The 19871-nt window shown below is 68.1% G+C and carries 20 protein-coding genes and 1 tRNA gene; 11 read left to right on the top strand and 10 right to left on the bottom strand.

The annotated features are described in order from the left end of the window. Nucleotide 1: 1 nt before the first annotated feature. Nucleotides 2-328, bottom strand: a complete 327-nt coding sequence (locus tag ROV95_RS06730; protein WP_019661148.1) for a hypothetical protein — start codon at nucleotides 326-328, stop codon at nucleotides 2-4. Beyond that, nucleotides 325-909: an RNA polymerase sigma factor gene (locus ROV95_RS06735; RefSeq protein ID WP_019661149.1), complete on the bottom strand. Its 585-nt coding sequence runs from the start codon at nucleotides 907-909 to the stop codon at nucleotides 325-327. The genes ROV95_RS06730 and ROV95_RS06735 overlap by 4 nt, the downstream gene beginning before the upstream one ends. Nucleotides 910-1007: 98 nt before the next feature. Between ROV95_RS06735 and ROV95_RS06740 the strand changes: the two genes are divergently transcribed. Further along, on the top strand, nucleotides 1008-1328 hold the full coding sequence (locus ROV95_RS06740) for an NAD(P) transhydrogenase subunit alpha (protein ID WP_019661150.1): 321 nt from the start codon (nucleotides 1008-1010) through the stop codon (nucleotides 1326-1328). Beyond that, nucleotides 1325-2785, top strand: coding sequence for an NAD(P)(+) transhydrogenase (Re/Si-specific) subunit beta (locus ROV95_RS06745; protein ID WP_134735891.1), 1461 nt, complete (start codon nucleotides 1325-1327; stop codon nucleotides 2783-2785). The genes ROV95_RS06740 and ROV95_RS06745 overlap by 4 nt, the downstream gene beginning before the upstream one ends. 131 nt (nucleotides 2786-2916) lie before the next feature. Here ROV95_RS06745 and ROV95_RS06750 read toward each other — a convergent pair whose 3' ends face one another. After that, nucleotides 2917-3336, bottom strand: a complete 420-nt coding sequence (locus tag ROV95_RS06750) for a hypothetical protein (protein WP_019661152.1) — start codon at nucleotides 3334-3336, stop codon at nucleotides 2917-2919. Between the two features lie 122 nt (nucleotides 3337-3458). Between ROV95_RS06750 and sufT the strand changes: the two genes are divergently transcribed. From sufT to ROV95_RS06765, 3 genes are all read left to right on the top strand, one after another. After that, complete coding sequence (gene sufT / locus ROV95_RS06755) at nucleotides 3459-4010, top strand: putative Fe-S cluster assembly protein SufT (protein ID WP_005415385.1); 552 nt, start codon at nucleotides 3459-3461, stop codon at nucleotides 4008-4010. A 59-nt stretch (nucleotides 4011-4069) separates the two neighbouring features. Next, nucleotides 4070-5164 carry a branched-chain amino acid aminotransferase gene (locus ROV95_RS06760; protein ID WP_134735892.1) on the top strand — a complete coding sequence of 365 codons (1095 nt, stop codon included), beginning with the start codon at nucleotides 4070-4072 and terminating at the stop codon, nucleotides 5162-5164. Between the two features lie 452 nt (nucleotides 5165-5616). Then, nucleotides 5617-7359 carry a S8 family peptidase gene (locus ROV95_RS06765; protein WP_019661154.1) on the top strand — a complete coding sequence of 581 codons (1743 nt, stop codon included), beginning with the start codon at nucleotides 5617-5619 and terminating at the stop codon, nucleotides 7357-7359. Between the two features lie 119 nt (nucleotides 7360-7478). Here ROV95_RS06765 and ROV95_RS06770 read toward each other — a convergent pair whose 3' ends face one another. The 3 genes from ROV95_RS06770 to wrbA form a co-directional block, all read right to left on the bottom strand. After that, the gene (locus tag ROV95_RS06770; protein WP_010481766.1) at nucleotides 7479-7964 is read right to left on the bottom strand and encodes an asparaginase domain-containing protein; all 486 of its coding nucleotides are present in this window, start codon (nucleotides 7962-7964) and stop codon (nucleotides 7479-7481) included. 79 nt (nucleotides 7965-8043) lie between these two features. Then, nucleotides 8044-8379 (bottom strand): DUF2069 domain-containing protein, encoded by a 336-nt coding sequence (locus ROV95_RS06775; RefSeq protein ID WP_019661155.1) that lies wholly within the window; start codon nucleotides 8377-8379, stop codon nucleotides 8044-8046. After that, nucleotides 8376-8969, bottom strand: a complete 594-nt coding sequence (gene wrbA / locus ROV95_RS06780; protein ID WP_021203211.1) for an NAD(P)H:quinone oxidoreductase — start codon at nucleotides 8967-8969, stop codon at nucleotides 8376-8378. Before wrbA ends, ROV95_RS06775 begins: the two co-directional genes overlap by 4 nt. A gap of 77 nt (nucleotides 8970-9046) precedes the next feature. Here wrbA and ROV95_RS06785 point away from each other — a divergent pair, with 77 nt between their 5' ends. Together ROV95_RS06785 and ROV95_RS06790 are read left to right on the top strand one after the other, a co-directional pair. Further along, complete coding sequence (locus ROV95_RS06785) at nucleotides 9047-10321, top strand: YihY family inner membrane protein (protein WP_312543638.1); 1275 nt, start codon at nucleotides 9047-9049, stop codon at nucleotides 10319-10321. Beyond that, nucleotides 10318-10887 carry a TlpA disulfide reductase family protein gene (locus ROV95_RS06790; protein ID WP_019661158.1) on the top strand — a complete coding sequence of 190 codons (570 nt, stop codon included), beginning with the start codon at nucleotides 10318-10320 and terminating at the stop codon, nucleotides 10885-10887. The genes ROV95_RS06785 and ROV95_RS06790 overlap by 4 nt, the downstream gene beginning before the upstream one ends. A gap of 581 nt (nucleotides 10888-11468) precedes the next feature. Here ROV95_RS06790 and ppk2 read toward each other — a convergent pair. The 4 genes from ppk2 to hemA all read right to left on the bottom strand — a co-directional run bounded on the left by ppk2 (nucleotide 11469) and on the right by hemA (nucleotide 16379). Then, entirely contained in the window at nucleotides 11469-12251 is a 783-nt protein-coding gene (gene ppk2 / locus ROV95_RS06795) for a polyphosphate kinase 2 (protein ID WP_155028994.1), read from the bottom strand. Between the two features lie 75 nt (nucleotides 12252-12326). Next, on the bottom strand, nucleotides 12327-14030 hold the full coding sequence (locus ROV95_RS06800; RefSeq protein WP_312543647.1) for a tetratricopeptide repeat protein: 1704 nt from the start codon (nucleotides 14028-14030) through the stop codon (nucleotides 12327-12329). 5 nt (nucleotides 14031-14035) lie between these two features. Next, nucleotides 14036-15118: a peptide chain release factor 1 gene (gene prfA, locus ROV95_RS06805; RefSeq protein ID WP_019661162.1), complete on the bottom strand. Its 1083-nt coding sequence runs from the start codon at nucleotides 15116-15118 to the stop codon at nucleotides 14036-14038. Then, nucleotides 15096-16379: a glutamyl-tRNA reductase gene (gene hemA, locus ROV95_RS06810; protein ID WP_021202249.1), complete on the bottom strand. Its 1284-nt coding sequence runs from the start codon at nucleotides 16377-16379 to the stop codon at nucleotides 15096-15098. Before hemA ends, prfA begins: the two co-directional genes overlap by 23 nt. 63 nt (nucleotides 16380-16442) lie before the next feature. Here hemA and ROV95_RS06815 point away from each other — a divergent pair, with 63 nt between their 5' ends. The 4 genes from ROV95_RS06815 to ROV95_RS06830 all read left to right on the top strand — a co-directional run bounded on the left by ROV95_RS06815 (nucleotide 16443) and on the right by ROV95_RS06830 (nucleotide 19738). Continuing rightward, nucleotides 16443-18128 (top strand): tetratricopeptide repeat protein, encoded by a 1686-nt coding sequence (locus ROV95_RS06815; RefSeq protein WP_204323374.1) that lies wholly within the window; start codon nucleotides 16443-16445, stop codon nucleotides 18126-18128. Then, nucleotides 18125-18784, top strand: coding sequence for a lipoprotein insertase outer membrane protein LolB (gene lolB / locus ROV95_RS06820; protein WP_312543659.1), 660 nt, complete (start codon nucleotides 18125-18127; stop codon nucleotides 18782-18784). Before ROV95_RS06815 ends, lolB begins: the two co-directional genes overlap by 4 nt. Then, nucleotides 18781-19650, top strand: coding sequence for a 4-(cytidine 5'-diphospho)-2-C-methyl-D-erythritol kinase (ispE, locus tag ROV95_RS06825; protein WP_021202247.1), 870 nt, complete (start codon nucleotides 18781-18783; stop codon nucleotides 19648-19650). The genes lolB and ispE overlap by 4 nt, the downstream gene beginning before the upstream one ends. Before the next feature lie 11 nt (nucleotides 19651-19661). Beyond that, nucleotides 19662-19738 (top strand) — tRNA-Gln (locus ROV95_RS06830). Nucleotides 19739-19871 lie beyond the last annotated feature (133 nt).

Consider the following 19871-nt stretch of genomic DNA (forward strand, 5'->3'; position numbering starts at 1 on the left):
TTCACTCCATCGCCAGGTCGGTATCGCCCAGCCACAGGTACAGATCGGGATTTTCGTCGTAGAGCGCGCTGTTGTCTTCCACCGCGGCAAGCACAGGTGCCGGCGCAGGGCCCGTCAGCGTGCCATGGCCGGTGAACTGCAGGCCTATCCCCAGCGCCACCACCAGCGAGCATGCACTGGCCAGCCACCAGCGCCAGCGCCCCCGGTGGGCGGCCGTGGCGCCGTGGCGAGCGTGGCGCAGCCGGGCCAACGTTGCAGGCGACAGCGCCTGCAGCGACTGCGCATGCAGGCTGCGCAGGGTGTCGTCGGAAGGCAGGGAGCGTTTCACGGGTGGATCTCCAGATAATCCTGCAGCGCCTGCCGGGCGCGTGCCAGATGGGTTTTTACCGCGCCTTCGCTGCAGCCCATGGCGCGGGCAGTGGTGGCCCCGTCCAGGTCCTGCAGCACGCGCAGGGTGAAGGCCTCGCGCTGGCGGGCGGGCAGGCGGCGCAACGCGTCCACCAGCTGCTGGTACTGCTGGCGCTGTTCATGCGCCTGTGCCGGGTCGGGGCCGGGATCGGCCCAGTCGATCCCGCCGCCTTCCGCGTCCTGGTTGTCGCGCCAGAACGGCAGGCGGAAGCGGCGCCGGCGCTGCACGTCGATCACGCGCCGGCGCAGGATGCTCCAGAACAGCGGCGCCCATTCGGCCGCCGGCTTGTCGGCGTAGTCCAGCATGCGCATCAGCGCGTCCTGCACCGCATCCATGGCGTCTTCGCGCTGGCGCAGGCCGGCCTCGGCGAAGCGGAACGCACGCGGGCCGACGCTGGCCAGGAACGCCTCCAGCGATGCCGGCGGGGCATCGGTCTCGGCGCTCGGGGGGACGGGGCTGCTCACCAGCACAGGGTACGGTTCCTCGCTCGGGGTCACCATCGACAACGCGTGAGCGCCGCTTCGGTTGACGCCGGGTGCACGCGGGGTTCAGCCCATGGTTATGATGGGACGACGAAGACAGAGCAGGAGCGTTGCCAGTGAGTGACGGGTTCGTGGCGCTGTACATCTTCATGCTGGCGGCCATCGCCGGCCACGTGATCATTTCGCGGGTGCCGGTGATCCTGCATACCCCGCTGATGTCGGGCTCCAACTTCATCCACGGCATCGTGCTGATCGGCGCGATGGTGGTGCTGGGGCATGCGCAGACGCCGCTGGAGAAAGCCCTGGGCTTCCTCGCCGTGGTGCTCGGTGCCGGCAACGCCGCCGGTGGCTACGTGGTCACCGCGCGCATGCTGGAAATGTTCAAGCCGAGCGCGCCCAAGGGGGGCCAGGACGAACCGAAGGAGCCGCAGGCTTGAACATCAGCACCGTCGAACTGCTCGATTGGCTGGTCAAGGCCAGTTACCTCGCTGCCGCCACGCTGTTCCTTCTGGGCCTTCAGCGCATGGCCTCGCCGCTGACCGCGCGCAGCGGCATCCGCTGGGCAGGGCTGGGCATGCTGCTGGCCACGGTGGCGACCTTCTTGCTCCCCGAACTGCACAACGTGCCGCTGATCCTGGTGGCGCTGCTGCTCGGCGCCGGCCTTGCCTGGTGGTCGGCCGGCAAGGTCGCCATCACCGACATGCCGCAGATGGTGGCGCTGTACAACGGCATGGGCGGTGGCTCGGCGGCGGCGATCGGTGCGGTGGAACTGCTGCGCTACGCCTTCCTGGCCCATCGCGATACCCGCCACTGGAGCGCGCAGGCGCTGGCCGACCTGGCCGCGCGCCAGCCGTCGGGCACGGTGCTGCTGCTGGCGGTGGTCGGCGCGGCGATCGGTGCCGTGTCGCTGTCCGGTTCGGTGATTGCCTGGGCCAAGCTGGATGGGCGCCTGGACAAGCGCGTGACCTGGCCCGGCCAGCAGGTGATGAACCTGCTGGTGGCGCTGGCCGTGGTGGTGCTGGCGATCATCGCCGCCAGCACGCTCAGCACCTGGGCGATCGTCGCCTTCTTCGTACTGGCGCTGGCGCTGGGCGTGCTGATGACGCTGCCTATCGGTGGCGCCGACATGCCGGTGGTGATCTCGCTGTACAACGCGTTCACCGGCCTGGCGGTGTCGTTCGAAGGCTACGTGCTGGGCAACGAGGCATTGATCATCGCGGGCATGATGGTCGGCGCCGCCGGCATCCTGCTGACCCGGCTGATGGCCAAGGCGATGAACCGGCCGATCCGCAATGTGTTGTTCTCCAACTTCGGTGGTGGCGCCGGCGGGGAAGCGCAGGCGATCAGCGGTGCGCAGAAGCCGATTGAAGCGTCGGATGTCGCGGCGATGATGGCCTACGCAGAACGCGTGGTGATCGTGCCTGGTTACGGCATGGCCGTGGCGCAGGCCCAGCACAAGATCTGGGAGCTGGCGCAGCGGCTGGGCCAGCGCGGGGTGAAGGTGAAGTTCGCCATCCATCCGGTGGCCGGGCGCATGCCCGGGCACATGAACGTGCTGCTGGCCGAAGCGGGTGTGCCCTACGACCTGATCGCCGACATGGACGACATCAACCCGGAGTTCGCCAACACCGACGTGGTGCTGGTGATTGGTGCCAACGACGTGGTCAATCCGGTGGCACGCACCGACCCGGCCAGCCCGATCTACGGCATGCCGGTGCTGGACGTGGTCAATGCGCGCAACGTGGTGGTGATCAAGCGCGGCAAGGGCACCGGTTTTGCGGGCATCGAGAATGCGCTGTTCTACGCCGACAACGCCCGCATGCTGTACGGCGATGGTGCCGAAGCGGCAGCCTCGCTGGTCAGCGAGTTGAAGGCGCTCGACGGCGGGCATTGAGGCCCGGCTGCATCCGTGGGTGCGGACCTTGGTCCGCACGATTCTGCCGGCCAGCGGCCGGCACTACCATCCCATCCACGCATGGCGTGGATCTACCTGCATATCCCCGGCGGACGTGGCAACCGGCGTGCTCAGCGCGCCAGCCAGGCGCCCACGGCCACGCCCAGCGCCAGCCACAGCCATTCCACCGCGCCATTGGCGAGGGCGATCAGGGTCCAGGCCAGGTGCGGGCCCATCCGCAGGGTCGCGTCCCACAGGTCCAGCCCGATCGAGCCGCCCATCCAGGCGCTGGCGATGGTCCAGTTGGCGACGGCGGTCACCAGCAGGGTGCCCAGCACGACCAGTGCAATGCGCAGCCGGCCCGGGCCCAGCGTACCCATGCGCAGCATGAACACCAGTTCCAGGGCGGTCACGACCGCCATCCAGCCGACCTGCCGGCCGGTCATCAGCGCCAGCACCATCCAGGCGAGGGGAGCAACAAGCAGGCCCAGCAACAGCATGATGGGCCAGAGCCAGGTCACGGTCCTGGCACGCGCGGCATTGGAGGACATCGAAGCTCCCTGAAGATCACCCACAGGATACTGTGGTTTGCCGCAGTGCACCGGCGGCGGCAGGGCGGCTGGGCTAGAATGCCGTCTTGCGTGGCCCCGGCCACGGCCCCATATCGGTCCCCATGTATTCCCGTAGCAGCGAACCTGTCCACTTCGAACGCGATTGCGAGGCCGTGATGGTCCCGCAGGGCGACACCGTGACCCTGCCCGCCGGCAGCTATGGGTACATCACCCAGGCGCTGGGCGGCAGTTATTCGGTGTTCGTCGAGGGCAACCTGTTCCGCATCGCCGGCAAGGACGGCGACGCCATCGGCAAGGAAGCGCCGGCACCGCTGGAACTGCCGGCCGACGCCACCGATGAACAGGTGGAACAGCTGGTATGGCAGCAGCTGCGCACCTGCTTCGACCCCGAAATTCCGGTGAACATCGTCGAACTGGGCCTGGTCTACGAGGTCGAGATCAAGCACCTGGACGAAGGCAAGCGCGAGATCGATGTGAAGATGACCCTGACCGCACCGGGTTGCGGCATGGGCGAGATCCTGGTCGACGACGTGCGCAGCAAACTCGAAATGATCCCGACGGTGGCCGAGGCCGACGTCGACCTGGTGTTCGACCCGCCGTGGAACCAGCACATGATGTCCGAGGCGGCCCGGCTCGAGACCGGCATGCTTTGACCCACGGCCCGCAGTGACGCGGGCCCGGCAATACCCGCAACCAGAACAGGAAATCTCCGGTGTCCCAGTCCATTCCCAGCTTCGCCGTCACCCGTTCGGACCACCCGCGCAGCGCTGAAGAGCGCGCCAAGATCCTGGAGAAGCCGGGCTTCGGCCTGCACTTCACCGACCACATGGTGGAAGTACGCTGGGACAAGGACACCGGCTGGCACAACGCCAGCGTGCGTGCCTACGGTCCGCTGCAGCTGGACCCGGCCGCGGCCGTGCTGCACTACGGCCAGGAGATCTTCGAAGGCATCAAGGCCTACCGCCATGCTGACGGCTCGATCTGGACCTTCCGCCCGGATGCCAACGGCCGTCGCCTGCAGCGTTCGGCGCAGCGCCTGGCGCTGCCGGAACTGCCGGTGGAGATCTTTGTCGAATCGCTGAAGCAGCTGATCGCCGTCGACAGCGACTGGGTGCCGTCGGCCGACGAGTCGAGCCTGTACTTCCGCCCGTTCATGATCGGCGATGAAGCCTTCCTCGGCGTGCGCGGTGCGCACAAGGCCGGCTACTACGTCATCGCCAGCCCGGCCGGCCCGTACTTCGCCAAGGGTGTTGCCCCGGTGTCGATCTGGCTGTCCACCGAATACGCGCGTGCGGCCAAGGGCGGCACCGGTGCTGCCAAGTGCGGTGGCAACTACGCCGCCTCGCTGCTGCCTCAGCAGAAGGCGCAGGCGCAGGGTTGCTCGCAGGTGCTGTTCCTCGACCCGGTCGAGGGCAAGTACCTGGAAGAACTGGGCGGCATGAACGTGTTCCTGGTCTACAAGGACGGCACGCTGGTCACTCCGGAACTGTCCGGCAGCATCCTCGAGGGCATCACCCGCGAGAGCATCCTGCAGCTGGCCCGCGACCGCGGCATGAAGGTCGAAGAACGCAAGGTCAGCATCGACGAGTGGAAGGACGGCGTCGCCTCCGGTGCGATCAGCGAAGTGTTTGCCTGTGGCACCGCCGCGGTGGTCACCCCGATCGGCCAGCTGAAGGGCGAGGGCTTCTCGGTGGGCGACATCAACGCCCCGGCCGGCGAGGTGACCATGTCGCTGCGCAAGGAACTGACCGACATCCAGTACGGCCGCCTGCCGGACCGCCACAACTGGCTGGTCAAGCTGGGCTGATCGCCCACATCGAATCGTAGAGCCGGGCCCGCGCCCGGCTGCGCTTCTGGAAAGCCCGTCCCCGCGACGGGCTTTCTGCATTTCAGGCCAAGGGGGTCAGATCCCTTTCCGCGTGAAAAAGGATTTGACTCCGGATCGGCGGACGCCGATGTCGGCAAAGTCATTCCGGGACATGTGATGGCCCAGTCAGGTCTGTGCAGGACGCGAGAAAGTTCCTTCACCTTCACAAACCCTTGACCCGAAAAGTCTCAGAACGAACATTTCATCTAGCTGAAAAGACGCTGAAAATCTTGTGGTGTCCGGTTTCGGCCATTAGCGTCATCTGCACGGCGGATCGTTAGGGGGATCCGCTGGCTCGCCGGACTTCGAACCTCGCCAATGCAAGCCAGCCCAGGGTTCGGGCCGGTGCTTCTGCCGATTCCGGCATTCACACCACAAGAAAGGGAAATACGATGTCCCAGGTAACGCAACCGCGTGTGCGTCGAGTGTGGGTGGTCCTTGGTGCGTCCGTTCTGTCATCGCTGCTGCTGGCCACGCCTGCGCTGGCCGGCGATGTCCAGCTCAGCGGCCTGCAGTCCGCGCCGACCCACCAGCGTTTCATCGTGAAGTACCGCGACGGCAGTGCGCCGGTGGCCAACACCACCGCACTGGCCTCTTCACTGAAGAATGCCGCCGCCGGCCTGGCCAGCAGCCAGGGCCGCGCACTGGGCCTGCAGCAGGTCCGCAAGCTGGCCGTCGGCCCGACCCTGGTCAGGACCGATCGCCCGCTCGACCAGGCTGAATCCGAGCTGCTGATGCGCAAGCTGGCCGCCGATCCGAACGTGGAGTACGTCGAAGTCGACCAGATCATGCGCGCGACGCTGACCCCGAACGACACCCGCTTCAGCGAACAGTGGGGCTTCGGTACCTCCAATGCGTCGATCAACGTGCAGCCGGCCTGGGACAAGTCGACCGGCACCGGCGTGGTCGTGGCGGTGATCGACACCGGCATCACCAACCACCCCGATCTCAACGCCAACATCCTGCCCGGCTACGACTTCATCAGCGACGCCGCGATGGCGCGCGATGGTGGCGGTCGCGACAACAACCCGAACGATGAAGGCGACTGGTACGGCGCCAACGAGTGCGGCTCGGGCATCCCGGCCTCCAACTCCAGCTGGCACGGTACCCACGTCGCCGGCACCGTGGCGGCAGTGACCAACAACAGCACCGGCGTGGCCGGTACCGCGTTCAACGCCAAGGTTGTGCCGGTGCGCGTGCTCGGCAAGTGCGGCGGTTACACCTCCGACATCGCCGACGCGATCGTATGGGCCTCCGGCGGCACCGTCAGTGGCGTGCCGGCCAATGCCAACCCGGCTGAAGTCATCAACCTCTCGCTGGGTGGTGGCGGCAGTTGCTCCACCACCTACCAGAATGCGATCAATGGCGCTGTCGGCCGTGGCACCACCGTGGTGGTCGCCGCCGGCAACAGCAACACCAACGTGTCCTCGTCGGTGCCGGCCAACTGCCCGAACGTGATTGCCGTGGCGGCCACAACCTCGGCCGGTGCGCGTGCCAGCTTCTCCAACTACGGCACCGGCATCGACATCTCGGCACCGGGCCAGAGCATCCTGTCCACGCTCAACACCGGCACCACCACGCCGGGCAGCGCCAGCTACGCGTCGTACAACGGCACCTCGATGGCGGCGCCGCATGTGGCCGGCGTGGTTGCGCTGATGCAATCGGTCGCGCCAAGCCCGCTTAGCCCGGCGCAGGTCGAGAGCATCATCAAGAGCACCGCACGCCCGCTGCCGGGGTCATGCTCGGGTGGCTGCGGTGCCGGCATCATCGACGCCAACGCCGCAGTGTCCGCGGCCATCAACGGGGGCGGCACTCCGAATCCGGGCGGCAACGTCCTGCAGAACAATGTGCCGGTCACCGGCCTGTCGGCCAGCAGTGGTTCATCGCTCAGCTACACCGTCAATGTCCCGGCCGGCAGCAGCCAGCTGCGCGTGGCGATCAGCGGCGGCACCGGTGACGCCGACCTCTACATCCGCCAGGGCAGCGCGCCGACCGACACGGTGTACACCTGCCGTCCGTACCTGAGCGGCAACAGCGAGACCTGCACGGTGAACAGTCCGGCCGCCGGTACCTGGTATGTGCGGGTGAAGGCGTACAGCACTTTCTCGGGCGTGACCCTCAACGCCCAGTACTGAGCCCAAGTCCCTCTCCATGGGCACGCCCCGGCCCAGGCCGGGGCGTTCTTGCATGGGGCCGGCGGTGGTACGTGCCGCCGCGCCATGGTGGGTGCCGACCTTGGTCGGCACGCTGTTCCTCAGACCGATTCGAAGCGGTTCGCGGCCACGTTCTTGCGCACGTGCTGCGGGTCGAAGATCCGCCCGTTCATCGCGATGTACACGCCGCTCGGCAGCGACTGCACCGCACCGATCGCACAGCCGATGTTGAACTCCGCATCCGAGCCGCGGAAGCGTGCCGGGCTCAGTGCACCGGTCATCACGATGGTCTTGTCCGGGATCGTCGCCAGCACCTTGCCGGTCTGCACCATCGAGTCGGTGCCGTGGGTCACCAGCACGTGCCGGGTCGGCTGCGCGGCGATGGTGGCGCGGATCAGCTCGCGGTCCTCATCGTTGATGTGCAGCGAATCCTTGCGCAGGATCGGAATCACGTTGAAGCGGAACGTCACGCCCAGCTCGCGCAGGATCATGCCGATCTGCGGATCGCCGATCTGGTAGTCCGACTTGTCGTCGAAGTAGATCTTGTCGATCGTGCCACCGGTGGTGACGACCAGGAGCTCTTCCATCATGTGCATGCGCGAAACCAGGACAGTTGCAGCGGCGCGGGGCCGGGAGCACAGATGATACGGCCCGGCGGGCGCAGCGTCAGCGTCGCTTGCCGAAGCGGGCGCGCAGCCCTGGCAGGCTGGCGCTGAAGATCACCAGCAGGGCCAGTGTGATTTCGATCAGCGCCAGCCAGCGCGTCTGCGGGTGGCTCCAGGCGCTCATCACGCCGTGGCTGAACCAGCCCAGGGCCAGCACCGAGGCCCAGAAACCCGTCCTGCGCCAGCCCAGGCGCAGCGCAATGGCCAGCGCGAGCGGTGGCGCGGTAAACACCAGCTGGGTGGCCAGCCAGTGCTTGTCATTGATGAACCAGCCGGCGAACAGCGCAGCCAGCCCCATCAGGGCCAGCAGCAGGACCGTGCGCTGCCCGGTGCTCATCGGGCCAACCGCTGCGCGATGTCGGCCACCCGGCGGCCAAGCGCGCGCGCAAGCACGGCTTCATCGTCGGTCGGCTGCGGGTCGTCGGCGGCACCGGCCACGTGGCTGGCGCCATACGGCGTGCCGCCACTGGTGGTGTGGCTCAGCGCCGGCTCGGTGAACGGGATGCCGACGATCACGCAGCCATGGTGCAGCAGTGGTACCTGCATCGACAGCAGGGTCGATTCCTGGCCGCCATGCATCGAAGCAGTCGAGGTGAACACCCCGGCCGGCTTGCCCGACAGGGTGCCGTTGACCCATTCGGCGCCGAGCCCGTCGAGGAAATGCTTCACCGGCGCGGCCATGTTGCCGAAGCGGGTCGGGCTGCCGAGCAGCAGGCCCTGGCATTCGGCCAGGTCCTGCACGCTCACGTAGGGGGCGCCATCGTCGGGCACCGGCGGCTGCGCGGTCTGGGTCACTGCGGCCACCGGCGGCACCGTGCGCAGGCGCGCGCTCATGCCAGGCACTTCGCCGACGCCCCGCGCGATCTGGCGCGCCAGCCGTGCCACCGAACCGCCCCGGCTGTAGTACAGCACCAGAATCTCGCCCATCGTGCCCGCTTCTCCTCGTCGTGTGGCCACCAGTATGGCTATCCTGCCAGCATTCCGCATCGGGTACCCTTTCGCCGATGGAACCTTTGGATACGCTCAACCTGTGGATGGAGCGCGCGCGGGATCGCGCACGGGCCATCAGTTTCGGCCGCTTCCTGTGGCATCGCTTCCTCGACGACCGCCTGTTCCAGGCAGCGGCGGCGCTGGCCTATACCACGGTGTTCGCGCTGGTGCCGCTGGCCATCGTGGTGTTCGGCGTGCTCTCGGCCTTCCCCGTTTTCGACCGCTGGAGCGACCAGCTCAGCGACTACGTCTTCTCCAACTTCGTGCCCAACGCCGCGCGCGCGGCCGAGGGCTACCTGCGGCAGTTCTCGGCCAGCGCCGGCCAGCTCACCGCCGCCGGCTTCATCGCGCTGGTGGTATCGCTGCTGATCACCCTCAACAGCGTGGAAGAGACCTTCAACCAGATCTGGCGGGTTGGCTCCACCCGGCCCAAGCTGACCCGCTTCCTGGTCTACTGGACCGTGCTGACCCTGGGCGCGATGCTCGCCGCTGCGTCGCTGGCGGTGTCGGCGCGGGTGTTCGCGTTGCCGTTGTTCGGTACCCAGGAGGGCCGTTGGCTGGCCGAACTGGCCCTGCGGCTGGCGCCGATCCTGATCGAGTTCGTCTGCATCACGCTGATGTTCCGGGTGGTGCCGCACCACACCGTGAAGTGGCGGCACGCGATACCCGGCGCGATTCTGGCGGCGGTGATCCTGGAGCTGGTGAAGTGGGGCATCGGGGCCTATCTGGGCAGCTTCCAGTCCTACCAGAAGCTGTATGGCACGGTGGCCTTCGTGCCGATCCTGCTGCTGTGGATCTACCTGTGCTGGGTGGCGGTGCTGCTGGGCGCATCATTGTCTTCGTCGATGGCGGCCTTCCGCTACCAGCCGGTGGAACTGCGCCTGCCGCAGGGGTATGAGTTCTATGGACTGCTTCGCCTGCTCGGCCGCTTCCAGCATGCACGGGCGAAGGGCAAGGGCATGGCCGATGACGAGATCCTGCGGCTGGAGCCGATGCTGACCGATTCACTGCTGCAGGACCTGATCTGCAATCTGCAGGACATCGACCTGCTGCGCCGCGATGAGCGCGGCGAGTGGCTGCTGTCGCGCGATCTGGACCAGGTCAGCCTGGCCGATCTTTACGAATGCACCCAGCTGCGCATCCCGGTGGCCGAGCAGCACCTGCCGTATCGTGATGACAGCCTGGGACGTGCCGCATTGGCGGCGCTGGACGATCTGCGACTGCCCTTGCGTGAACGCCTGAAGCGCAAGGTCAGCGATATCTACACCGATTCCGGAGACATGCCATGACCCGCAAGACCCCGTTGCTGCTGCCGCTGGCACTGTTGCTGGCGCTGTCGGCCTGCAAGCCGGCCCAGGAGCCCACCCCCGCCAGCAGCCAGCCACCGGCACAGGCACCGACCCCGGCCACCCCCGCAGCGGTGGAGGAGACCCCGGCCGAACGTACCACCGCCGAGTTCCCGACGCTGAAGATGAAGGCGGTGGACGGCAGCGACTACGACCTGGCCGCGCATCGCGGCAAGTGGGTGGTGGTGAACTTCTGGGCGACCTGGTGTGCCCCGTGCCGCAAGGAGATGCCCGAGCTGTCGGCGCTGCATGCGATGCGCAGCAACATCGAAGTGGTCGGCCTGGCCTATGAGGACATCGAGGTGCCGGAGATGCAGTCGTTCCTGACCAAGCATCCGGTGACCTATCCGATCGTGATCGTGGACCCGTTCGATCCGCCGGCGGACTTCGCCACGCCACGCGGCTTGCCGTTGACGCACCTGCTGGATCCGCAGGGCAAGCTGGCGCACACGTTCCTTGGCCCGGTGACCGCCGCCGACATCGAAAAGCAGATCGCGGCTGCCAGGTAATGGGGTTGGGCGGCAGGGCCTGCGGCCCTGCACCCGCGGTAGTGCCGGCCGCTGGCCGGCAGCAACAGCAACAGCCGAAGCAACAGCAACAGCCCAAGCGGGGTTTCCTGTGGGTAGGCGGGGTGGGTCCGGTGGCGGGGGGCGCTGCAAGTACGTCCATGTAAGCTCGGTCGCCGCATCCATGCGGCTCACGCCCCCGCCACCGGACCCACCCCGCCTTCGACAGTTCTCCGCGAACTGTCGGAATGCATGGCCTGCTCTTGGTGGGTGTCGACCTTGGTCGACACGTAGATCCACGCCATGCGTGGATGCTCTTCGTTCAATTGTCGAAATAATCGATTTCAATGGAGATTCATCCACGCATGGCGTGGATCTACCAGATCGCCGGAATCTGTCAGAGGTGGGGCGGTGTCGGAGTGCGGGGTGTCAGCCGCATGGATGCGGCTGCCAAGCCTACAAGGACGTACTTGCGGCGTCCCCGCACTCCGACACCGCCCCGCCATTCCACGGAAATCCCGCTCTGGCTGTTGCTGTTGCCGTTGCTTGAGCAGGTGCAGGGCCGCAGGCCCTGCCGACCCACCCTATTCCTCGACCGGGAAGTTCTCGATCGGCTTCAGGACATCGTAGTGCTCGCGATGCAGCTTGCCCTTCAGCTTCGGCAGCTCGGGCAACGGTGCATCCACCCGCGTATCGGGCAACCGGTCCAGCAGGTTGCGTACCAGCGTCAGCCGGCCCAGCCGCTGGTCGTTGAAATCCACCAGCGTCCACGGCGCCGCCTCGCGATGCGTCGCGCGCAGCATCGCCTCGCGGGCTTCGGTATAGGCGCTGTACTTGCTGCGCGATTTCAGGTCCACCGGGGAGAGCTTCCAGCCCTTCAGCGGATCGAGGTGGCGCTCGGCGAAGCGCTTCTCCTGCTGCTCCTGGTCCACGCACAGCCAGTACTTGAACAGCAGGATGCCGTCATCCACCAGCAGCTGTTCGAACACCGGCGCCTGGCGCAGGAACTGCTGGTACTCGGTCTCGCTGCAGTAGCCCATCACCCGTTCGACGCCTGCGCGGTTGTACCAGCTGCGGTCCATCAGCACGATCTCGCCGGCGGCGGGCAAGTGCGAGGCGTAGCGCTGGAAGTACCACTGCGTGGCTTCGCGGTCGGTGGGCTTGGGCAGTGCCACCACGCGGCACTGGCGCGGGTTGAGGTGCTGGCTGATGGCCTGGATCGCGCCGCCCTTGCCCGCCGTGTCGCGCCCTTCAAACAGCACCAGCAGGCGTTGCCCGCTGTGCTGCACCCAGCGCGCCATGGCGGTCAGTTCCAGCTGCAAAGGCAGCAGCAGTTCGTCGTAGTCCTTGCGCTTGAGCTTGGCCATCGTCACACCCGCGGGGAGGAAGCACGAGCGTAGCGCAGGGGCTGCCCAGGCGATGTCGACGCTACCTGGTCGCGCTTACCCTGCTGCGCCCGTCCAGCCGTTCTCACGTGCCAGTTGCTGCACCAACGCTGACAGATCGCGGGCAAACCCGCCCATGTCGAACAGCCCGCTGCGCTCGCGCGCCTGTGCCAGTTCAGCGCGCAACGCGGCCAGCGCCGCCGGGTCATTGCCCAGCGCGCTGGCGGTGGTGATGAACGCCGCATCGTCGGGGACATTCATCCGCGCCAGCCCCAGATGGTGGTTGAGGCTGCCGGCCACGCGCGCGGCGAACGTGTCGCCGGGGCAGGTCAGCACCGGGCAGCCGGCCCACAGCGCGTCGGACGCGGTGGTGTGGGCGTTGTACGGATGCGTGTCGAGGAACAGGTCGGCCAGCTGATAGCGGGCCAGATACTGCGGATGCGGCAGTTTGGCCATGAACACCAGCCGCGTTGGGTCCAGGCCAGCGGCCTGTGCGGCGCTGCGCAGGCGGGCGTCGGCGTGGCCGGGGCCGGACAGCAGCCACAGCACGCTGCCGGGCACCGCCTGCAGTACTGCGAAGACGCGGCCCATGCTGCGCGGGTTGAGCTTGTAGCTGTTGTTGAAGCAGCAGAACACGACGCCGTTTCCGGGCAACCCGCACTCGGCGCGGGACGGTGCCGGCTCCAGCATGCGGGTGTTGTCCGAGGGCTGGAAGGCACGCGGCAGGCGCAGCACCCGTTCGCTGTAGTGCGGCTCCAGTGAAACTGGCAAAACGAAGCTGTCGCCGATCACGGCATCCATCCACGGCGCCCCGGACGTGCCGGGGTAAGCCAGCCAGTTCAACTGCAGCGGGGCAGGGCGCATCGCCAGCACTTCCGGCGTGCCGCCGCCGCCCCAGCCGCGCAGGTCGAACAACAGGTCGATGCCCTGTGCGCGGATGCGTGCGGCAGTGTCTGCATGGCGCAGGCCAGCCACATCATGCAGCTGTGTGGCCGTCTGCAGGCGCTGGCGGATGCGGCTGCCGTCGTCGCGGTTCAACGCGAACAGATGCAGCTGCAACGCCGGGTCATGACGCAGCTGCTCGAACAGGGCCACGGTCAGCAGCCCGGTGGGATGGGCGCCAAAACCATTGGACAGGAAACCGACGCGCAGGGGGCCGTGCGCGCGCACCTTCACGGCAGGAAGGGGACGTACCCCCGAAGCAACCACTGCGGCGCGTGCACGCGCGCAGGCCAGCTGTTCGGCTGCGGTGGCATCCTCGCTGAGGAACGCGAACGGTTCGACCACACCTTGGCCGCTGGCCAGTGCGCCACGCACTTGTGTGGCCAGTGCGTCCACGTCCTGCCAGTCGCACAGGCGGCGCTGCCAGGCCAGGCGCTGGGCGGCGATATAGGGTTCGCCCGGCATCAGCGCATGCGCGCGGCGATAGGCCGTCGCCGCCCCTTCGGCATCATCGGCATCTTCCAGCGCATGGCCCAGCCACAACGCGATGCCCGGGTGCTGCGGGGCCAGTGCCGAAGCCTGGCCCAGCAGCTTCGCTGCATCGCCATGTGCGCCGGCCATCCAGGCCACGCGGCCCAGCCGCGCCAGCGCTTCGGGGTGGTTGGGGCGCAGTTGCAGTGCGCGTCGTGCGGCCTGCTCGCCGGCAGCGATGTCGCCGGCTTCCAGTTCCAGGTCGGCCAGCATCACCCAGGCCACGAAGTCGCCGGGCTGGCGCGCGATCGCCTGCTGCAGGTGCTGTCGCTGCTGCCAGGCCGTCATCGTGATCAGTCCGCCGACAACTGCGCCAGGGCGTCGACCTGGTGTTCGTGGCTGAGTCGCTGCAGCAGCGGGTCGAGGTCGCCGGCCAGGATGTTGGGCAGGTCGTACAGGGTCAGGCCTTCCACGCGGTGGTCGGTGATCCGGCCCTGCGGGAAGTTGTACGTGCGGATGCGCTGGCTGCGGTCGCCGCTGCCGACCTGCAGGCGCCGCGATTCGGCCTGCGCCGCGTCCTGGCGCTGGCGTTCGGCATCGAGCAGCTGCGCCTTCAGGCGCTTCATCGCCTTGTCGCGATTGGCGTGCTGGCTGCGTTCGGTCTGACATTCCACCACTACGCCGGTCGGCAGGTGGGTGATGCGGATCGCCGACTCGGTCTTGTTGACGTGCTGGCCACCGGCGCCGGACGAGCGGAACGTATCCACCTTCAGGTCGGCAGGGTTGATGACGATGTCATCGACTTCGTCGGCCTCGGGAATGATCGCTACGGTGGCCGCCGAGGTGTGGATGCGGCCCTGAGATTCGGTGGCTGGCACGCGCTGCACGCGATGCGTACCCGATTCGAACTTCAGGCGCGAGAACGCTCCACGGCCGACCACGCGCGCCACCACTTCCTTGTAGCCGCCGTGCTCGCCCGGACTGTCCGATTCGATCTCGACCTTCCAGCCCTGGCGTTCGGCGTAGCGGGCGTACATGCGGAACAGGTCGCCGGCAAAGATCGCTGCCTCGTCGCCGCCGGTACCCGCGCGCACTTCCAGGAACAGGTTGCCTTCGTCGCGCGGGTCGCGTGGCACCAGCAGCAATGCGAGCTCCTGCTCCAGCGCCTGCAGGCGCGCCTGCGCGGCGGCGATCTCCTCGTCGGCCAGCTCGCGCAGATCGGGATCGGCGCGCATGCCTTCGGCGGCGGCCAGGTCGGCCTTGGCACGGGCTTCATCGGCCAGTGCAGTGGCAACCGGTTCAAGTTGGGCGAATTCGCGCGAAAGGTCGCGGAAACGGGTGTTGTCGGCGACCACATCGGGTTCGGCGAGCAGGCGTTCCAGTTCTTCGCGGCGCTCGGCCAGCGCTTCCAGCTTACGGCGCAGGGTCGGCGTCATCGGGTCTCACGGGTGGGTGGCGGTAACCCGGCGTGGCCGGGAACAGGCGCTCGGCGGCGCGGGTCAGGTCGGCATCGCCACTCAGCGCGGCGGCGCGCAGTGCGGCGGTCGGCGGGTGCAGCAGGCGGTTGGTCAGGCCGTGGGCCAGCAGTTCCAGCACTTCGTCGGCGGGCTTGCCGTTGGCCAGCTGCTGGCGCGCGCGCTCCAGCAGCTCGGCACGGGTGGCTTCGCCGAACGCGCGCAGCTGCCGCAGTGGTGCCTGGTGGGCGCTGGCCTGCTGGGTCTCGATGAAGCGCGATACCTGCAGGTCGATGATTGCCTCGGCCTCGGCAGCGGCCTCGCGGCGGCCACGACGGTTGTCTTCCACCGCGCGTTCCAGGTCATCGACGGTGTAGAGGAAGGCGTCGTTGAGCGTGCCGACCTCGGCTTCGATGTCGCGCGGCACGGCCAGGTCGAACAGCAGCATCGGCTTGTGCCGGCGTGCACGCAGGGCCTTGGCCACCATCTCGCGATGGATCACCGGCTCGCGCGCGGCGGTGGCCGAGAACACCACGTCGGCCTCGCCCAGGTGGCGGTCCAGTTCGGTCAGCGGCAGGGCCACGCCGCCATGGCGGCTGGCCAGTTCCTGCGCGTGGGCCAGGGTGCGATTGGCGATCAGCAGCCGCCGCACCTTGCCTTCACTCAGGTGCCGTGCAGCCAGTTCGATGGTCTCGCCGGCACCGACCAGCAGCACGGTGGAATCGTCCAGACGGGCGAACGCGTTCTGTGCCAGGCGCACGGCCGCCGAGGCCACCGACACCGGGTTGGTGCCGATCTGGGTATCGGTCCGCGCACGCTTGGCCACCGAGAAGGTCTGCTGGAACAGGCGGTCCAGGCGCTGGCCGAGCAGGCCATGGTCGCGCGCGGTCGACCAGGCGTCCTTCACCTGGCCGAGGATCTGCGGTTCGCCCAGCACCATCGAGTCCAGCCCGGTGGCGACCCGGAACAGGTGGCGCACAGCTTCGGCATCGGCATGCTGGTACAGATAGCCCTGCAGGTCACCGGCCTGGCTGCGCAGCCACTGGTCCAGCGCCTGTGCCGACTCGGCCACGGCGTACAGTTCGGTGCGGTTGCAGGTGGACAGCAGCACCGCCTCGGCAATCTGCGGGGTATCGCGCAGCGAACCGAGCGCGCGCGGCAACGCCTCACCGGCGAAGGCCGCGCGCTCGCGCAGCTCCACCGGTGCGGTCTGGTGATTCAGTCCGAGCACCCACAGGGTCATTGTTCAGTTGCTTGCGATAAGCTGCTGGCCATTGGACGACATTTTAAGGCCCCGATGCCGACGATGCCCGCATTGATTCGCATCCCCAGTGTTCTGCTGCTGTCCCTGGCCTGCAGCCAGGCCCTGGCGGCGGTGCCGGCCAAGGCCCCTGTAAGGGCCCCGGCCACTGAGGAACTGGCGCTGGAACCGGTGATGGCCGGTGAGTTCGCGCTGCAGGCCGGCAAGCTGGCCGAGGCGGCGCGCTGGTACCTGCAGGCGGCCCAGCAGACCGACGGCGACGCCGGCCTGGCCGAGCGCGCGACCCGTATCTCCATGCTGGCCAACGATGATGCCAGCGCCGCCAAGGGCCTGGCCCTGTGGCAGCAGCGCGCCCCGCGCTCGTTGACCATGCGCAGCGCCGCCGGTGCGCTGGCCATGCGCCAGGGCGATGTGAAGGCTGCCCGCACCGAGCTGCAGGCGCTGCTGGCCGACCCCGACGAGCGCGGCTGGAAGTTCGCCCTGGCCGCGCTGATCGGCGGTGGCCGCGACCCGGCGGTGCCGGCGCAGGTGCTCGGCGAGCTGGTCGATGCCAATGCGATTCCGCCGAAGATCGAGGCCTGGCAGGAGTTCGGTCGCCTGGCCCTGCGCATGGAAAAGCCCGAGCTGGCGCGGCGGATGATCGATGAGGTGGTCAAGCGCTTCCCGGAAGAGCCACGTGTGGCACTGCTGCGCGCCAGCCAGTTGCAACAAGCGGGCGAGACCGACAAGGCGCTGTCGCTGCTGCACGATGTGGAGCCGAAGACGCGCCAGGACCAGGAACTGCGCAATGCGGTGGCCATCGCCTACGACAGCCTGGGGCAGCCTGCTGCGGCCGAGCGCGTGCTGGCGTTCGGCCCGCAGGACGTGCAGACCTGGGGCATGCGCGCCTCGCTGCTGGCCAAGCAGGGCGACAAGGCAGCGCTGTCCAATCTCTACAACGAACTGTCGCGGCAGGCGGCCAAGCCGGACCCGGCGCAGCGCCTGCTGCTGGGCAAGATCGCCGAGTACCTGAAGCGCTATCCGGAGGCGGTGCAGTGGTACCACAGCGTGCCCGGCGGCGATGAGCTGAGCGAAGCACGCCTGCGCGCGGCCAATGCCCAGGCCCTGGCCGGGCGCCTGCCGCAGGCCCTGGATGAAGTGCACGCGATCCAGTCCGATGCGGTGGTCGATGACGATGTGCGTCGCGACGCCTATCTGCTGGAGGCTGAACTGCGCCAGCGTGGCGATGACAGTGCCGGCGAACTGGATGCATTGGCCCGCGGCCTGGCCGCCTACCCCGATGACAACGGCCTGCTGTACGCCCGTGCACTCGCCTGGGAGCGCCGCGACGATATCCCGCGCGCCGAGGCCGACCTGCGCAAGATCCTGGTGACCGACCCGGAAAACGTGCCGGCCCTGAATGCCTTGGGCTACACCCTGGCCGACCGTACCGGCCGCCTGCAGGAAGCGCTGGAGCTGATCGACCGCGCCCGTGTGGCCGAACCGGACAACGCCGCCATCGTCGACAGCTATGGCTGGGTGTTGTATCGCCTGGGCCGCAAGGAAGAAGCACTGGTGCAGCTGCGCCGGGCCTGGACCCTGGCCAAGGACCCGGAGATCGCTTCCCACGTTGGCGAAGTGCTGTGGGTGCTGGGCAAGCATGACGAGGCCCGCCACTTCTTCGAAGAAGCGGCCAAGCTCGATCCTGAAAACCGCGCGCTGCTGCGCGCCCGCGAGAAATTCAATCCATGAGTGTTTCCCTGATCCGGCCGCTGCTGTTGGCGGCCGTGACCCTGGCGGTGACCGCCTGTACCAGCGTGGGCACGCAGAAGACCCCGGCGCCGGCGGTGGTCGAGGTTGTTTCAGCCGAAGCGGCGCAGGCCGAGGCGGCGCGCGTGGCCGCGCTGCAGGCACAGCCGGACTGGGCTTTCCAGGGCCGGGTCGCGGTCAGCAAGGGCAAGGACGGCGGCAGCGGACGCATCGACTGGAAGCAGGAAGGACGCCGCTATGTGGTCGAGCTGAGCGCGCCGGTGACCCGGCAGAGCTGGAAGCTGGCCGGCGATACCCATTCCGAAGCCGGCCGCCTGGAAGGACTGGCCGGCGGGCCGCGTGACGGCGAGGACGCCCAGCAGCTGCTGCTGGAAGCGACCGGGTGGGACATACCGGTCAACCAGCTGCCGCAGTGGATCCGTGGCCTGGTGGCCGGCGATGCTGCCGGTCCGGAGAAGGTCGAGCGCGACGCTGACGGCCGGCCGCGCCGCATGCAGCAGATGGGCTGGCAGGTGCAGTATCTGGACTGGTCCCCGGCCGAGGCCGGACGCCCGGCGCTGCCGCGCCGGATCGAGGCCAGCAATGGCGACGCCAAGGTGCGCCTGCTGGTGGACCAGTGGGGGCAGGGCGCCCCATGAGTGCCGGGCACGATGACGCGGGCTGGTCCTGGTGGCCGGCCCCGGCCAAGCTGAACCTGTTCCTGCACATCACCGGCCGCCGCGCCGACGGCTACCACGAGCTGCAGACCGTGTTCCGCCTGCTGGACTGGGGCGATCGCATTGGCCTGCGCCTGCGTGAAGACGGCCAGGTGCGCCGTGAGGGCGAGGGCCTGGCCGGCGTGGCCGAGGCTGATGACCTGGCGGTGCGTGCCGCGCGCCTGCTCCAGGAAGCGGCAAAGGTCGAGCAAGGTGCAGACATCATCGTCGAAAAGCACGTTCCCGCCGGGGGTGGGTTTGGCGGGGGGTCGTCCGACGCGGCCACGGCGCTGGTGGTGCTGAACCGGCTGTGGCGGGCGGGTCTGGATGAAGAGGCTTTGGCGGCGCTGGGCCTGCGCCTGGGCGCAGATGTGCCGGTATTCGTGCGCGGGCGCAACGCCTGGGCCGAAGGCGTGGGCGAGCGCCTGCAGCCGATCACCCTGGCCCCGGCCTGGTACGTGCTGGTCGAACCGGGCGTTCATGTTCCTACGCCAGCACTGTTTGCAGACCCGGATTTGACGCGCGACAGCCCAGTGGCGAAAATAGAGGACTTCGCTTCCGGGACCCTGGTCGGGAACGCGTTCGAACCGGTGCTGCGCCGCCGTGAGCCTGCCGTCGAGGCAGCGTTCGCCGCGTTGAGCGACATCGGCACGGCGCGGCTGACCGGTTCGGGAAGTGGTTGTTTCGTCGAGTTCGCATCGCAGTCTGCCGCAGAGCAGGGACGGTCGAAGTTGCCGAAGGAGTTGCGGGCAAGGGTGGCAGCGGGCGTAGCGCGTTCGCCACTGCTGGATGCACTCGAGCAACACTGATTTATCACTGCAGGGGCGTCGCCAAGAGGCCCAAGGCACCAGGTTTTGATCCTGGCATTCGTAGGTTCGAATCCTACCGCCCCTGCCAATAGCGGCTGTGTCCGCGCCTTCCAGCGCATCGCCCGCGCGGGACGTGGAAACAACCGCGGTGTTGTCAGCAGCAAGGGTCCATCGGGGTCCTTGCCGACTCCGGATCCCCGCCACTCGTCCCCGCCCGAGAC

Origin of the sequence: Stenotrophomonas maltophilia group sp. msm1 (genome assembly GCF_032025805.1) — a bacterium.
GTDB classification, from domain to species: domain Bacteria; phylum Pseudomonadota; class Gammaproteobacteria; order Xanthomonadales; family Xanthomonadaceae; genus Stenotrophomonas; species Stenotrophomonas hibiscicola.

Coding starts and splice junctions, on each gene's coding strand:
- ROV95_RS06735 (WP_019661149.1), bottom strand. CDS start 909: ATGGTGACCCCGAGCGAGGAACCGTACCCTGTGCTGGTGAGCAGCCCC.
- ROV95_RS06750 (WP_019661152.1), bottom strand. CDS start 3,336: ATGTCCTCCAATGCCGCGCGTGCCAGGACCGTGACCTGGCTCTGGCCC.
- sufT (WP_005415385.1), top strand. CDS start 3,459: ATGTATTCCCGTAGCAGCGAACCTGTCCACTTCGAACGCGATTGCGAG.
- ROV95_RS06765 (WP_019661154.1), top strand. CDS start 5,617: ATGTCCCAGGTAACGCAACCGCGTGTGCGTCGAGTGTGGGTGGTCCTT.
- ROV95_RS06770 (WP_010481766.1), bottom strand. CDS start 7,964: ATGGAAGAGCTCCTGGTCGTCACCACCGGTGGCACGATCGACAAGATC.
- ROV95_RS06775 (WP_019661155.1), bottom strand. CDS start 8,379: ATGAGCACCGGGCAGCGCACGGTCCTGCTGCTGGCCCTGATGGGGCTG.
- wrbA (WP_021203211.1), bottom strand. CDS start 8,969: ATGGGCGAGATTCTGGTGCTGTACTACAGCCGGGGCGGTTCGGTGGCA.
- ROV95_RS06785 (WP_312543638.1), top strand. CDS start 9,047: ATGGAACCTTTGGATACGCTCAACCTGTGGATGGAGCGCGCGCGGGAT.
- ROV95_RS06790 (WP_019661158.1), top strand. CDS start 10,318: ATGACCCGCAAGACCCCGTTGCTGCTGCCGCTGGCACTGTTGCTGGCG.
- ppk2 (WP_155028994.1), bottom strand. CDS start 12,251: ATGGCCAAGCTCAAGCGCAAGGACTACGACGAACTGCTGCTGCCTTTG.
- ROV95_RS06800 (WP_312543647.1), bottom strand. CDS start 14,030: ATGACGGCCTGGCAGCAGCGACAGCACCTGCAGCAGGCGATCGCGCGC.
- prfA (WP_019661162.1), bottom strand. CDS start 15,118: ATGACGCCGACCCTGCGCCGTAAGCTGGAAGCGCTGGCCGAGCGCCGC.
- hemA (WP_021202249.1), bottom strand. CDS start 16,379: ATGACCCTGTGGGTGCTCGGACTGAATCACCAGACCGCACCGGTGGAG.
- ROV95_RS06815 (WP_204323374.1), top strand. CDS start 16,443: ATGCCCGCATTGATTCGCATCCCCAGTGTTCTGCTGCTGTCCCTGGCC.
- lolB (WP_312543659.1), top strand. CDS start 18,125: ATGAGTGTTTCCCTGATCCGGCCGCTGCTGTTGGCGGCCGTGACCCTG.
- ispE (WP_021202247.1), top strand. CDS start 18,781: ATGAGTGCCGGGCACGATGACGCGGGCTGGTCCTGGTGGCCGGCCCCG.